Origin of the sequence: Pseudomonas sivasensis, assembly GCF_021391435.1 — a bacterium.
GTDB classification, from domain to species: domain Bacteria; phylum Pseudomonadota; class Gammaproteobacteria; order Pseudomonadales; family Pseudomonadaceae; genus Aquipseudomonas; species Aquipseudomonas sivasensis.
Genome location: NZ_CP090029.1, coordinates 3732314 through 3746379 on the forward strand (window position 1 = coordinate 3732314; position 14066 = coordinate 3746379).

11 protein-coding genes are annotated in these 14066 nt (G+C 62.0%); 8 read left to right on the forward strand and 3 right to left on the reverse strand.

Annotated elements, in window-relative coordinates:
• Nucleotides 1-36: 36 nt before the first annotated feature.
• The 6 genes from LRO94_RS16680 to LRO94_RS16705 all read left to right on the forward strand — a co-directional run bounded on the left by LRO94_RS16680 (nucleotide 37) and on the right by LRO94_RS16705 (nucleotide 9700).
• The gene (locus LRO94_RS16680) at nucleotides 37-528 is read left to right on the forward strand and encodes an AAA family ATPase (RefSeq protein ID WP_179178827.1); all 492 of its coding nucleotides are present in this window, start codon (nucleotides 37-39) and stop codon (nucleotides 526-528) included.
• 121 nt (nucleotides 529-649) lie between these two features.
• Nucleotides 650-1153, forward strand: coding sequence for a sigma-70 family RNA polymerase sigma factor (locus tag LRO94_RS16685; protein WP_032889474.1), 504 nt, complete (start codon nucleotides 650-652; stop codon nucleotides 1151-1153).
• Between the two features lie 109 nt (nucleotides 1154-1262).
• Entirely contained in the window at nucleotides 1263-2222 is a 960-nt protein-coding gene (locus tag LRO94_RS16690; protein ID WP_032889996.1) for a FecR family protein, read from the forward strand.
• 139 nt (nucleotides 2223-2361) lie between these two features.
• Nucleotides 2362-5181: a TonB-dependent receptor gene (locus LRO94_RS16695; protein ID WP_099602235.1), complete on the forward strand. Its 2820-nt coding sequence runs from the start codon at nucleotides 2362-2364 to the stop codon at nucleotides 5179-5181.
• A gap of 29 nt (nucleotides 5182-5210) precedes the next feature.
• Complete coding sequence (locus LRO94_RS16700) at nucleotides 5211-7967, forward strand: M16 family metallopeptidase (protein WP_179178826.1); 2757 nt, start codon at nucleotides 5211-5213, stop codon at nucleotides 7965-7967.
• Entirely contained in the window at nucleotides 7964-9700 is a 1737-nt protein-coding gene (locus tag LRO94_RS16705) for an ABC transporter ATP-binding protein/permease (protein WP_122764145.1), read from the forward strand. Before LRO94_RS16700 ends, LRO94_RS16705 begins: the two co-directional genes overlap by 4 nt.
• Nucleotides 9701-9707: 7 nt before the next feature.
• On the opposite strand, the gene LRO94_RS16710 is transcribed toward LRO94_RS16705, so the two are convergent.
• Entirely contained in the window at nucleotides 9708-11309 is a 1602-nt protein-coding gene (locus tag LRO94_RS16710) for a L,D-transpeptidase family protein (RefSeq protein WP_099602232.1), read from the reverse strand.
• Between the two features lie 40 nt (nucleotides 11310-11349).
• Here LRO94_RS16710 and LRO94_RS16715 point away from each other — a divergent pair, with 40 nt between their 5' ends.
• Both LRO94_RS16715 and LRO94_RS16720 read left to right on the forward strand, forming a co-directional pair.
• Entirely contained in the window at nucleotides 11350-12060 is a 711-nt protein-coding gene (locus LRO94_RS16715) for a murein L,D-transpeptidase catalytic domain family protein (protein ID WP_032889480.1), read from the forward strand.
• A gap of 30 nt (nucleotides 12061-12090) precedes the next feature.
• Nucleotides 12091-12837, forward strand: coding sequence for a creatininase family protein (locus tag LRO94_RS16720; protein ID WP_233896825.1), 747 nt, complete (start codon nucleotides 12091-12093; stop codon nucleotides 12835-12837).
• 100 nt (nucleotides 12838-12937) lie between these two features.
• On the opposite strand, the gene LRO94_RS16725 is transcribed toward LRO94_RS16720, so the two are convergent.
• Both LRO94_RS16725 and LRO94_RS16730 read right to left on the reverse strand, forming a co-directional pair.
• Nucleotides 12938-13270 (reverse strand): lipoprotein, encoded by a 333-nt coding sequence (locus LRO94_RS16725; RefSeq protein WP_032890002.1) that lies wholly within the window; start codon nucleotides 13268-13270, stop codon nucleotides 12938-12940.
• A gap of 34 nt (nucleotides 13271-13304) precedes the next feature.
• Nucleotides 13305-13949: an ATPase gene (locus LRO94_RS16730; protein WP_179178825.1), complete on the reverse strand. Its 645-nt coding sequence runs from the start codon at nucleotides 13947-13949 to the stop codon at nucleotides 13305-13307.
• Between the last annotated feature and the right edge of the window lie 117 nt (nucleotides 13950-14066).

Here is a 14066-nt window from a genome sequence, read left to right on the forward strand (position 1 = left end):
TGAACCCGCCCCTGTGACCTATCGAAGGACCGAACCATGCTTATCGTCTTCAGCGGCTTGCCCGGCACCGGCAAGACCACGATTGCCCGCGAACTGGCACGCCGGTTCAATGCGGTTTACCTGCGCATCGATGTCATCGAGCAAGCGCTTCGCGATGCAGCTGTGGTGCCGGGCGCCAGCGGCTATGGCGTGGCGAACGCTCTGGGCTTGAGCAACTTGCAGTTGAGGCATACGGTGGTCGCCGACTGCGTGAACCCGGTGCAGGAAAGCCGCGCGGCGTGGCGAGCAACTGCCGCAAAGGCGGGGGTGGCGTTGGTCGATATCCAAATCGTTTGCTCTGATACACGCGAGCACCAACGCCGCGTCGAAAGCCGTGAGAGCGATATTCCAGGGCTAATTGCGCCGAGCTGGCAGTCGGTCTTGGTTCATGAATACGAACCTTGGGATGACGCGCCATTGACGGTCGACACCGCCCAGATCGATGCGGCACAGGCTGTTGAAAAGCTCCTCAAGCACTTGCGCCGTTGATTGCCGCGCAACAAAAGCGATCAAGTTGTTGATAACCATTATCAACCACCGCTAAACTCCGCGCCCTCTCACTTCCCAGTCTGTGCCACGCGGCACAGTCGCGCGCAGGCAGCTGACTCTCTTGGCGGATGAAAAACTCCAGCTTTACCTGACCCACCGGGCCGCGCTGCTGGACTATGCCACGCCCATCGTGGGCTGCCGCGCGCGCGCCGAGGACGTGGTGCAGGAAGCCTGGTTGCGTTTCAGCGGCCAGGATGAGCAGGCCGATATCCGCCACCCGGCCAGCTACCTGTACCGCATCGTGCGCAACCTTGCCCTGGACCTGACGCGCCGCACCGCCACCGAGCGGGTGCAGCCCGGTGGCGACGAATTGCTCAACGACTTGCCCTCCAGCAGCGCCTCCCCTGAGCGTGAAGTGAGCAGCCAGAATGAACTGGAAGCCATCTCCCGCGCCTTGGCCCAATTGCCCGAGCGAACCCGCCGCGCTTTTGAAATGCATCGGCTGGGCGGGTTCACGTTGCAACAGGTAGCCGCCGCTTTGGGGGTGTCGACTGCATTGGTGCATCAACTGGTTCACGACGCGCTGCGCCACTGCATGGACTGCCTGGAGGTGGACGATGACTGAGCGCACCGACACTTTTCTGAAAAAAAACTCTGCTGATGCGTCTTTTGCGGTGAAGGGCGAATCCATGGGATCCTGCCCGCCGTTTTTTGCCTGCGGAGATACGCCATTCATGCCCACCGAGGATAGCGCCAACGCCCGCCGCGACCAGGCCCTGGACTGGCTGATGCGCGTGCAACAGGCCCCGCTGGATGCGGACCTGCGTGGGCAAGTGGCCGATTGGTGCGCAGCCAGCGAGGCCAATGCCAAGGCCTATCGCAAGGCTGAACGCGTATGGCAGTTGACTGGGCATGTAGCGCCGGTCAGCGCAGAACATTGGCCACAGCCCGCAGCGCCACTGCAGCGTTACACCGCCCGCCCGCGCCGGGTTCGACGCTGGGTCGCCGCTGCCATCGCGGCGTGTCTGGTGGTGGCGTTGGCGCCGAGCCTGCTGCTGCGCTGGCAAGCCGATTACCGCACCGGCGCTGGGGAAACCCGCGACATCACCCTCAGTGACGGCAGCGTGGTGCAACTCGACAGCCATTCGGCGATTGCCGTCGACATCGCCGACAATCACCGCGATGTGCGATTGCTGACCGGCCAGGCGTTTTTCAAGGTGACGCCGGACAAGAGCAAACCCTTTCATGTATTGACCACGACATTGCGCGTGACCGTGACCGGCACCGCGTTCAACGTCAATGCCACGCCGGATGATCCGAGCGTCGCCGTGCAACAAGGCTCGGTCAATGTCACCGATGCGCAAGCCCGCCGCACCCTCGCCAGCCTGGTGCCGGGGCAACGCCTCACCTTGCGCGCCGGGCGCGCCGAACTCGGCAGTTTTTCCCCCAGCCAGGCTGCTTCCTGGCGTCAGGGCCAGTTGATTGCCGATGACCTGCCGATCAACGAGGTACTGGAACAACTGCGCCGCTATACACCCGCCATCATTGTGCTGCGCGATAAGCAACTGGGTGCGCAGCGGGTCACGGGGGTTTACGACCTGCGCAAACCCAAGGCGGCGCTGCAGGCCGTGCTGCAACCCTACGGCGCAAAAGTCAGCGCCTACAGCCCGTGGCTGCTGGTGTTGAGCAAGTAATTTCCCGGCATTTAAAAATAATTCAGCTTTTTTCTGAAAATCCCCCGCGCTGTCCCGTCTTCTGTCCCGCGCGCAGCAATTGAGATTTATTCGTATTCATTGACTGGCCGGTTTTTTGTGCCGGCGCGGGGATCTTTGCATGACACACACCCTTCACCCGTTCGGTACGCCGGGCACGTGGCCGCTGCGCCTGAAAAAAGGTGCTGCCGCCAGCGTGCTCGGGCTTTGCTGCGCATTTGGCCCGCTGCCGCTGGCCCTGGCGCAACCCGATGCGCCCGCCTCGGGCCACGTGTTCAACATCCCGCCGCAGCCGCTGGCCGGCGCCTTGATCGCCTTCGGCCTACAGAGCGGCAAGCAAGTGAGCGTTGACCCGCAGCTGCTCAAGGGCGTGAGTTCCCCCGGTGTGAATGGCGACATGAGCAACGACGCTGCCCTCGCTTACCTGTTACAAGGGACCGGCATCGGCTGGGGCTATCAGGATGGCGCGCTGGTATTCCATCGCCTGCCCAATGCCGCTGCCGGTGAACCCTTAATGCTGGACAGCACGGTGGTGCTGGGTTTCACCCAGGAAAACTCGTTCCAGGGCGCCACCGTTATTGATCAAAAGGCGATCCAGGCCTTCCCCGGCGCCAATGGCGACATCACCACGCTGCTGCAAATGCACCCCAGCGTGCAGTTCAGCGGTGCGCAGCAGAGTTCCAAGACCCCCGGAGAAATCGACCCGGCGGACATCAGCATCAACGGTGCCAAGTTCTACCAGAACAACTTCATGATCGACGGTATCTCGATCAACAACGACCTCGACCCCGGCGCCCACGGCTACGGCGAAACCCGTCAGTTCGATGCAGCACCGAGTCGCTCCCACGGCATCGCCCTGGACGCCGACCTGCTGCAGGAAGTGACGGTCTACGACAGCAACGTGCCCGCCGAATATGGGGGATTCAACGGTGGTGTAGTCGACGCTATCACCCGTCGGCCCACGCAGGCGCTGCACGGTAAATTCTCCTATTCCATGAGCCGGTCGGCGTGGACGAGTTACCACATCACCGAAAAAGACCAAGCTAACTTCGACAACGCATCCAACGAGCAATACCAGCCCGAGTTCGAGAAGACGACGCTGCGCGGCAGACTCGAAGGCCACCTGACCGAAGACTTCGGCGGCATCCTGAGCTTCTCGCAAAAGCGCTCGGTCATTCCGTTGAACACCTACACCGGGGGCTACAACAGCCCCACCGGCGAGAACACTCGGGACCAGACGCGTCAACTCGACAACTACATGGTCAAGTCCTACTGGAACGTCAACGACAGGCTCAGCCTCGACGGTTCATTTATCCAGGCGCCCCAGGAAAACACCTATTTCCGCGAAAACTACCGCAACGCTGATTTCACCAACATCAACGGCGGCTGGCAGGGCTCGGTCAAAGCCGTATGGGAAGGCGACACGGCGCGCTGGTCGCACACGCTGGCGGTCAGCGACCTCAACAGCTCGCGCCGCTCCGAATCCAATGACGCGATCGCCTGGTTCTACTCCACGACCAAAGACTGGGGTCGCCCGGAAACTACCAACTCCCGTAGTGGCGAGGGTGCCTATGGCAACCTGGACCAGACCCAGAGCAGCATCGACTACAAACTCAAGGCTGACTGGCAGGCCTTCAACTGGGCGGGCACCGAACACAAAGTGGTCACCGGTCTGCAACTGACCCGCACCCAAGCGACCTGGGAGCGGGAAAAAATGGCCACCTCCGCCACCATCAACAAGCGCGACAGCATTGCCACCTGCGCCAACAACGACAACCTGTGTTCCATCGGTACGCTGCTCAACGGGTCCACCCGCCAGTGGGCGGGTACGCGCCTGGAGTACGGCGCCGGCAAGATCGACCTGACGGAAAACAAATACGCAGTGTTCGTCGAAGACGCGATGCAGATCGGCAAGCTCGGCCTGCGTCCGGGGTTACGCCTGGAAGGCGACGACTACATGCAACAACAGAACCTGGCCCCACGTTTTGCCGGTGACTACGACTTCTTCGGTGACCGCAGTACCGTGCTGGTATTCGGCGTCAACCGCTACTACGGCCGCAACCTCTTCAAATACCGCCTGGCCGACGGTCGCCAGGGTTTTAACACGCTCTACACCCGCACCACCCAAGACGGCGCGTGGCGTTCCACTCAAGTGGAAAACCTGAACAAGCTGACCGACCTCAAGGTGCCCTACGATGACGAATGGACCCTGGGGCTTGATCAGGTTTGGCTCGACACCGACTTTCGCCTCAAGTACGTGCACCGCGAAGGCAAGGACAAAATCGTCAAGGCCTCCTCTCGCGTGCTGGGCCTGGGAGCACAAGCCGGCTATGACAGCATCTACTACACCTACACCAACCAAGCTTCCAGCGAGAGCGATAACATCAGCCTGACCATCACCCCCAAAGGGGAATTCAATTGGCAAGGCACCCGCACCAGCGTGCAAGCAGCCTTTGACTGGTCACGCACCAAAGACGCCTACGGCACTTACGAGTCAGGTATCGACGCCGATGAATTCGCCGATGCTGACGTGATCTACGACGGCAAGCGCATGGCCTATAGCGACCTGCCTGCCAGCGACTTCAATCGCCCCTGGACAGCCCGCCTGACCACCATCACCGAGATCCCGCAGTGGAACCTCACCGTCAGTAACTTCCTGCGCTATCGCGGCCCCTACGAACAGATCGTCAGCACCAGTAAAACCGTGACCGTCGACGGCGATGACCTGGCGGTGTACGACGCCGCGACTGTCAAGGCCGCCCCCACGTGGGACATGCGCATCAGTTGGGAAATCCCCACGGGCAAGGAGCAGGCGCTGTTCGCCGCGGTGGACATCACCAACGTCACCGACCACGTCAACGAGATCGTCGGCAGTGGCAGCTCGACCGTCACCTATGAAGTCGGCCGCCAATATTGGCTCGAAGTCGGCTACCGCTTCTAACCAGCCACCTGATTAGCCTGGAACCCTTGATGAATAAGTTACTTGCAGGCCTGCTCGGCCCACTGCTGCTGTGCGCCTGCGCATCGCCCGTCACCCAAGAACCGCTGCCGTGGGCGCCCCAGGTGGTGCGCGGCCAACTGGCCAATGGCTTGGAATACCGCTTGGTGCAGGACAGCACCCAAACCGGCCGCCTGGACCTGCGCCTGACCGTGCGCGCCGGCTCGGTGGATGAAGACGACGACCAGGTGGGCGTGGCCCATATGCTCGAACACCTGACCTTCCGCAGCCGCGCGGGCCAAGCCAGCGACCTGCGTGCGCAGATGACCGCGTTGGGTTGGGTGCAGGGCCGCAACTACAACGCCATGACCAGCTATGACCGCACCCAGTACCTGCTCAGCCCCATGGCCGGTACCACGCAAACACCGATAGCCTTGGAAAAGCTTGCGCAACTGGTGTTCGCGGGTGATTACAACGCCGCAGACCTTGAGCGCGAACGCCCCATCGTCATCGAAGAATGGCGCGGCGGCCTTGGCGTGGCCCAACGCATGAATGACCAACGCGCGGCCACTCAACGGGTGGGTTCGCGTTACCCACAACACCGCACCATCGGCAATGAAACGGCGATCCGCGAAGCGTCGCTCGGTGCCTTGCAGCGCTTTCAACAGCGTTGGTACGTACCCAATAACATGGTGTTGTCGGTGGTCGGCGACTTCGAGCCACAGCAGTTGACGCAGCAGATCCAACAGGCCTTCGGCGCCCCGGCCGCCAAGGCACTACCGGAACGTGAACACCGCGAACTGCCTCTCGATAACCAGCTCAAAATCTTCCGCCTGCAAGACCCGCAAACCGGCAGCAACCAAGTGTCCCTGCTGTTTCGCCTGCACGAACCGGACAGCCGTGGCATCACGGCCGAGGCCAGCCGCGAGCGTTTGGTCGACCGCATGGCCCTGTCGGCGCTGTTGACCCAGTTACGCCGCCAACCCCTGCAAACCGGCGTGCGCAGCCTTACGGCGCAGAAGACCTTGATCGGCGAGTATTCCAGCGTACTGGGCGTCGCGGCCGGTGTTGACGGTGCTCATCATGACGATGCCCTGAGGCAGCTGCTGACCGAGTTGGAGCGTGTGCGCCAACACGGGTTGACTGCGCAGGATCTGGACCGGGAACGGAGCAAAATCCGCTTATTGGCAGACGCCATGCTGGCCAAGGATGAGTCGCGCACCTTCGAGCAATGGGTGACCTCGCTCAACGATGCCGCCGTGCAGAACCGCCCCGTCGTCGCGCCGCATCAGATCGCCCAGCGCACGCTTAACGCGCTGGACACCATCGACCTCGCAGCCCTCAATGCCCGCCTGAACCGTTGGCTGAACAGCCCCGACCAAGTGCTGCAATTCACCGCGCCGGGCAACCGTGTGGTGCGCCTGCCGACGGTGGACGATGTGCAACAGTTGCGCGCGTCCATTGCCCACTCATCACTGGCAGCGCCGCAGTCGGCCCCGCCGGTGGCACCGCCTGCTGCCACCTTCACACTGCCATCGGCTGGTGCACCCGGTTCGGTGCTGGGCAAACGCAGCTTTACCGCTGAACAGGTCGAGCACTGGCAACTGAGCAACGGTGATCGCCTGGTCTGGCTGCGCCGCAATGCCGAAGACGGCCAATGGCGACTGCAAGCCGAATCGTCCGCCGGTTACGAGCGCCGCGACGTACCCGCCTGGCGCCTGCAAATGGCGGCGCAACTGGGCAACCAGAGTGGCGCGCCAGGATTGGAGGCGTGGCGTAAACAGCACAAGGCAACCTTGAGCCTTGAACAAAGTGCTACGCGCCTGCAATTAAGCGCCCGCTCAAACGCCTCGATTGTCGCCCTGACCACACTGCTGCAAAGCTATCGCCAGAGCCAGGTGGGCGCGCCGATCGATGACGAACTGTTCAGCGCTGCTCGCGATGATCTGCTGACCCGCGTGAGCACCCGACCCGACGCCATCGCCGCCGCCCGACGTGAACTGCGCTACGGCGTCGACACCTGGCAAGCCCCGGATCAACACGCCTTGGAGGCATTGCAATCAAGCACCCTGAATGAGGACTGGCAGCAGCTCAAGCAGGCCCCGGTCACCTACTACCTGATGGCGGACATGGATCCGGCGCACCTGGCAAAAGCCGTGGTCGAGCAACTGGCCAATATCCCGCGCGGCGTTGCCCAACCCAGCAGCCCTGCCCTGCAAAAACCCGGTCAACGCCGCGCCGACATCGCCGTAGCCCTGGAACCTCGCGTGGTACTCGAAGCCAACAGCTTCAGCGAACAGCCATGGACGCCCGAAGCGGCGGCCCGTGTCGCAGCCCTGCGTGAACTGGCCAACCAGCAGCTCAAGCAACGCCTGCGTGGCGAGGCGTCCGGCGTCTACCGCCTGCGCTTCGACAGCGAACTGAACCCCGACACCCAGCGCATCGAAAGCCAGTTGAGCTTCACCTGCGACCCCCAACGCGCCGACGAACTGTGGGCGCTGGCCCAGCAGACTCTGGCGCAGTTAGGCCGTTCGGTGGATGCGAAATGGGTCACTGACGAACGCATGGAACTGCGCCGTCAGGAGCGAAAGCGCTTGCTCGATCCCACCACCCAATGGCGCCGCCTGTTGCTCAGCGAACGCCAATGGCAAGACCCGCGCTACCTGAGCCGCCAGACCCGTTTGCCGGACGGCCTGCGCCTGGAATTGCTCAAACCCTTGGCCAGCCAGTTGTTCCCGGCGAATAACCAAGTGCTGCTGCGCGTCCTGCCAAAGGTGGATGCCCCTTGAAGAGCCTGCGTACGTTCTACCGCCTGGCCGCGCCGTTCTGGCGCCAGGGCTCGCAGTGGCTGGGCTGGCTGATGCTGGTCAGCATCATCGGCATGGGCCTGTTGATCGTACAGATCAATGTCTTGATCAACGCCTGGAGCAAAAGCTTCTACGACACCCTCGGCGCATTCGACACGCCTGCGCTGTACGCGCTGATGGGCCGCTACGTGATTTACCTCGGCGCCTATGTGCTGATCGTCGTCGCCCTGGACTGGGTGCGCAAAGCCTTGGTGCTGCGTTGGCGCCAGGCCATGACCGAGCAGTTCACCCATGCCTGGCTCGCTGACCAGGCCTTCTACCGCCTGGGCCTGAACGGCGAGCCGGACAACCCCGACCAGCGCATCAGCGAGGACGTGGATATCGTTGCCGACCTGAGTGTGGAGTTGGTGGCTTCGTTCATCATCAACATGGCCCAGGTCGGTGCTTTCATGAGCATTCTCTGGCAACTGTCGGGGGTGCAGACGTTCAGCGTCGGCGAATACAGCATCACACTGTCGGGCTACCTGGTGTGGATTGTGGTGCTTTACACCCTGGCCGGCAGCTTGATCACCCACTGGGTCGGCCGTCCGCTGCACCGCCTGAACGTGGACCGCCAGCACTATGAAGCTGACTTTCGTGCCAGCCTGCTGCGCAAGCGTGAACACGCCGAACAGATCGCCCTGTACCGGGGCGAGGCGGTGGAGCGCGCGCACCTGGCTGAGCGTTTCCAGGCGATTGCGCACAACTGGCGGCAACTGATGGGCCGCGAGCGTAACCTCAGCCTGTTTACCGTCAGCTATGAACGGGTCAGCCTGATCATTCCGGTGTTTGCCGCCCTGCCCGCGTTTCTGGCCAAGACCATCACGTTAGGCGGGTTGATGCAGATCCGCAGCGCGTTTGGCGCGGTGCAAGGCTCCCTCAGTTGGTTTATCAAGCTGTACCCGAAGTTGATGCGCTGGAGTTCGGCGGTGGAACGGCTGGGGCAGTTTGAACACGCCATCGCCGCCAGCCGCTGCCAGGCCCAGGCACCGGTGATTGGCGACTGCCTGTGCGTCAGCGGCCTGGATGTACTGCGCCCTGACGCGGGCCTGCTGCTGGGCGATGTGTCAGTACAAGTGGCTCAGGGGGAGTGGCTGTTGATTGCCGGCCGCAGTGGTATCGGCAAATCCACGTTGCTGCGCACCTTGCAGGGCATCTGGCCGTATTGCCGGGGCGGCTGGCAATTGCCGCCAGGGCGCAGCCTTTTGCTGCCGCAGAAGCCTTATCTGCCGAGCATGCCGCTGCGTCAGTTGCTGGCTTACCCTGCGGTTGAAGTGCCGAGTGGCGTGCGCTTGGTTGCCGTGCTGCTACAGGTGGGGTTGCCAGGGTTGGTAAATCGCCTGGACGAACAACGTGAATGGGCGCGGGAACTGTCGGGCGGTGAACAACAGCGCATCGGTCTGGCGCGCGCGCTGCTGTATGCGCCGGACACGTTGTACCTGGATGAAGCGACCAATCAGCTCGACGAGGCCAGTGCGCATGCCCTATTGGTGCTGGTGCGTGAGCAATTGCCTGAATGCACAGTGATTGGCATCAGTCATCAGGTGGCGCTGGCGCCACTGTTTGATCGCACCTGGTCCCCTGAAACGGCACAAAACGCTGGGGTTGTGGCAGGTTTTGAGGCTGCTGCGCAGCCCAGCGCGGGACAAGCCCGCTCACCACAGAAAGAGCACTGAGCGGGGTCTAGAGCACGCTGCCCATCGCCTTCATCAACACCAGGTCCCGCGCGTAAATATCCGGCGCGTAGACCAACCCACCCTGGCGGTCGACTTCAACCGTCCAGTAACCGAGCAACACTGGCACCGGTGTGGACAGCCTGAATTCATGGGTCACGCCAGTGGCCAGCAGTTCATCGGTGCGCGCCCGTTCGGCCGGGCTGACCAGCAGATCGCGCAGCAACAACGGTTGTTCCACCCGCACGCAACCGGAGCTGAATGCGCGAGGGCCTTTGGTGAACAGCGGCTGGCTCGGGGTGTCGTGCAGGTATACCGAATACGGGTTGGGAAAGCGCATCACGATCTTGCCCAACGGGTTGCGCGGCCCAGCTTCCTGGCGCAGCAGGATATTGCCGGGGCGCGCCCAGTCGATCTGCTCGGGCGCCAGCGGGTGGCCTTCGGCGTCGAGCACTTGCAGGTTTTGCTGGCGCAGGTATTCAGGGTTCAGGCGGATGGCCGGGAGTTTATCCTCGCGCATGATGGTCGGCGGGATTGTCCAGGTGGGGTTGAGCGTCAGCCGGGTAATGCGGGATTTGAGCAGCGGCGTCTGGCGTTCGGCGCGGCCCACTTGCAGGCGGGTTTGCCACACCGGGATGCCGCTCTGGTACACGCTCAATTGCGCGGCGGCGACGTTGACCAGCACGCCTTCGGGCTCCAGGTCCTGGGCCAGCCAGCGGAAGCGTTCAAGGTTGATGCGCAGTTGCTCGCGGCGCATGGCCGGGCTGATGTTGAGTTCGGCCACGGTGCCGGCGCCGATCACACCGTCCGATTGCAAGGAGTGGCTGACCTGGAAAGCCTTCACCGCCGTGACTAACTCAGGACGGTATTGCTTGCCGACGCCCTTCGGTTCGCTGGGCAGATAACCACCGCTGTAGAGCCGGCGCGCCAGTTCCGGAACGCGTGGGTCTTCCATGCCGGGACGCAACAACGGGCCGCTGCCAACCGCCTCCCAATGGGGCAATGGCTGCTGGCGCACCGTGGAATAGGCATTGCGCAGGCTGCGGTACAAATCTGCGCTGGGGCGGGCCTGGTCGAACGCTTGCGCCATGTCATTCAAGCCGATGGCGGCAAAGGCCAGCACGTCGGTGTTGGGATCGCGGGTGGGAGGCTGGGAATGCCACAGCGGTTCGAAGCGCGATTGCTGCAGCCGGCCGAAGTGCAAGTCCTGGAGGGCTTGCAGGTAGTGTTGGCTGCTGTCGATATCGCTGCACAGTACGTTTTGCGTGGCGTGCGGCGCGGGCAGACTATAGTGGGTGGGATCCAGGCCATCGTCGGCGAGCATCAGCAATTGCGTTTGGAGTGCTTGGCGGCGCGTCTCGTCCGACCATAACGGTGCATCGCCTTGCTGCTGATAGAACGCTTGCAGGCGCGCAAGGGCTGGCGCGTCGATCTGCGGCGCCAGGCCTGGGCAAACACTGGGCAACTGCGCCAGGGCTTGTTGCAACGGGGCCAGGTCCACCGGCGCGGGGGTCGTGACCGGCAGCGGTTCCACCGGCAGCGCATCCGCTGTGGCGACCAATGGTGCAACGAGCAGGCAAATGCTCAAGTAACATGCGTGTTTTTTGAACAATGGCTTGGCTCCAATCCACAGTGGGGGAGATGTACTGTAGATGCTGACTTTTATGTATCGCCTGGGGATCGCCTTGAGTTTGGCTGTATTGAGCAATTCTGCGCTCGCCGCCAATGGCAACCCTCCTTCCTTGTATAGCAGCCTGGCGCGCTCGGCTCCAGAACTCAATCCCACTGTGCTGAAAAGTGCCCTGAGCGCGATGCAGTGCGCAGTCAGCAATGGCGAGGAACGCTCCGAGCGCCTGGCCGTGATTGACTATTCTCAGCCGTCGACCGCCCGTCGGCTGTGGATCTTCGACCTGCGCAAGAAAACCCTGGTGCTGCGCGATCTGGTGGCCCACGGCGCAAAGTCCGGGGAGAACTTCGCCACCCAGTTCTCCAACACCGAAGGTAGCCATCAATCCAGCCTGGGCCTGTTCCGCACCCAGGAAAGTTACCTGGGCACCCACGGTTACTCGCTGCGCATGGATGGCTTGGAGCCGGGGTTCAATGACCAGGCCCGTGATCGCGCCATCGTGATTCACGCCGCCGACTACGTAAGCCCGCTGTGGAGCAAGCGCGAAGGCCGTATCGGCCGCAGCCAGGGTTGCCCGGCGGTGCGCCCGCAGGTGGCGCGCCAGGTGGTGGATAAACTCAAGGACGGGCAGTTTATGTTTTCGTGGTACCCCGACCAGCGCTGGTTGAAGTCCTCGACGTACCTCAATTGCAAACCCCAACAGGTGGCAAGTAGTCGTACAATCCGTGGCGGTTAGCCTGTCCCCACAGATAAAAGAGAGCGTTCAATGCTTCTACACCAATCGACCTGGATCGAGATCGGGCAGTTTCTGGAGCGCAGTCGCACGGTGGTGATCCCCATCGGCTCCAACGAGCAGCACGGCCCGACCGGTCTGCTGGGCACCGACTGGATGTGTCCGGAAATCATCGCCGTTGAGGCGCAAAAAAACGCCGACATCCTGATCGGGCCGACCTTCAATATCGGTATGGCCCAGCATCACCTGGGTTTCCCCGGCACCATTTCCTTGCGCCCTTCCACCTTTATCGCCGCGATTGGCGATTGGGTGCGTTCGCTGGCCGGGCATGGTTTCGACAAGATCCTGTTCCTCAACGGCCATGGCGGGAATATCGCAACCATCGAGGCGGCGTTTTCCGAGCTGTACGCCGAAGCCAGTTTTGCCCGTCGACCCGCCGGCTTCGCCCTGAAGCTGGTGAACTGGTGGGACCTGGAAGGCGTCAGTGACCTGGCCCACCGCCAATTCCCGGTAGGCCACGGCAGTCATGCCACGCCGTCAGAGATCGCGGTGACGCAGTGGGCGTATCCGGACTCGATCAAGTCGGCCGACTATTCGCCGCAGATCGCCAACATTGGTCCGATCCGCGAAGCCCTGGACTTCCGTGCACGCTTCCCCGATGGACGCATGGGCTCGGACCCGGCGCTGGCGACGGTGGAGAAAGGCGGTGAATTGGTGGAGTTGGCGGCTCAAGGGCTGGTCAAGACCGTCAACAGTTTCAGCAACGAAGCCAAAGCCTAGGTCGAGTACACATCAACCTGTGGGGAGGGGCTGCTTCGCAGACCAGCGCAGGGCAAGCCTGCTCACCACAGAAAGCGCCCTCCCACATTGGATGTGTGTGCTACTTACATTCCTGCGCCGCCAACTCCAGTCGCGACGGCGTTAACGCCGACGCCAGCGGCTTGCGCTCATACAGGAACACCTTGGCGCCCTCTCCAGCCTTGTACGCTTCCAGCACATCGTCGGCCGCAATCTTGCTGGTCAACACCGCGCGGGCGTGGCGCGAGTTCTGGGTCACGGTCGACGTAATCCCGTGTTTTTCCAGCTTGGGCAAGACGCATTGGAAATAGGCGTCAGTGCCTTTGCTGGTTTGCAGGGTCAAGGTTGGAGTGTTTGGGGCAGAGACACAGCCGGCCATCAACAGAGCCGTAGCCGGTACAAAAAAAGAGCGCATGAAAAAATCCTGATATTGAATATAAACGTTCACATCAACCGGCACGTACCAGCGCCTTGAGCGACGCATCAAACTGCTTCAAAGCATCCAACTGCACATCCCGCTGCTGCTCGATCTGCGCGGCAATTTCCGGCGCGTCCTTGTCACGGACCCACACCGACGGCACCTGTTTGTGCACCGAGCCTTCGGCCTTGGCGATGTATTGCAGGTCGGCGTCATAGAACCGCGCAATAAAGCGCGCCTCGACCTGATCGTTACGCTGGGTGAGCAGTTGATTATGGGTATCGAGCATCACCACTACATCGGGATGAGCCTGCACCAAGGCATCCAGGTTGTCGTAGACGGTCACCGACAAAAAGGCGCCCTGCAGCGAACTCATCAACCAATCAATGGCCAACTCCGGGTCGGAGCTGTTGACGAACGCCTGGCGTATACGCCCGTCGAGGGCATCCTTGGCGCCATTCAAGGCCATATCGTGGTAGCGTTCCAGATAGCTGAGGTTGTCGCGAGTATTGTCGCTCAACAACACACCTACTGACTGCGTGTGCTGCAGGGAGTTTACGCTACCGGCGATGGGTAGCAAATGGCCTGTACGCAGTTCGCCGGCGATGGCCGCGCTGCTCACTGCCACCGTACCCAGCATCAGAATCATTAGACCAAGCTGAATAATCGTCCTCATCGCGCATTTCCTTGAACAGCGTCTCGATGAAGGGATTTTGCGCTTTCCGTGCGAAAACAGAACTTGCGTTGCGTGATGGTGACTATTATCTGAAGCGATAGTGTTGCGATAAAACCG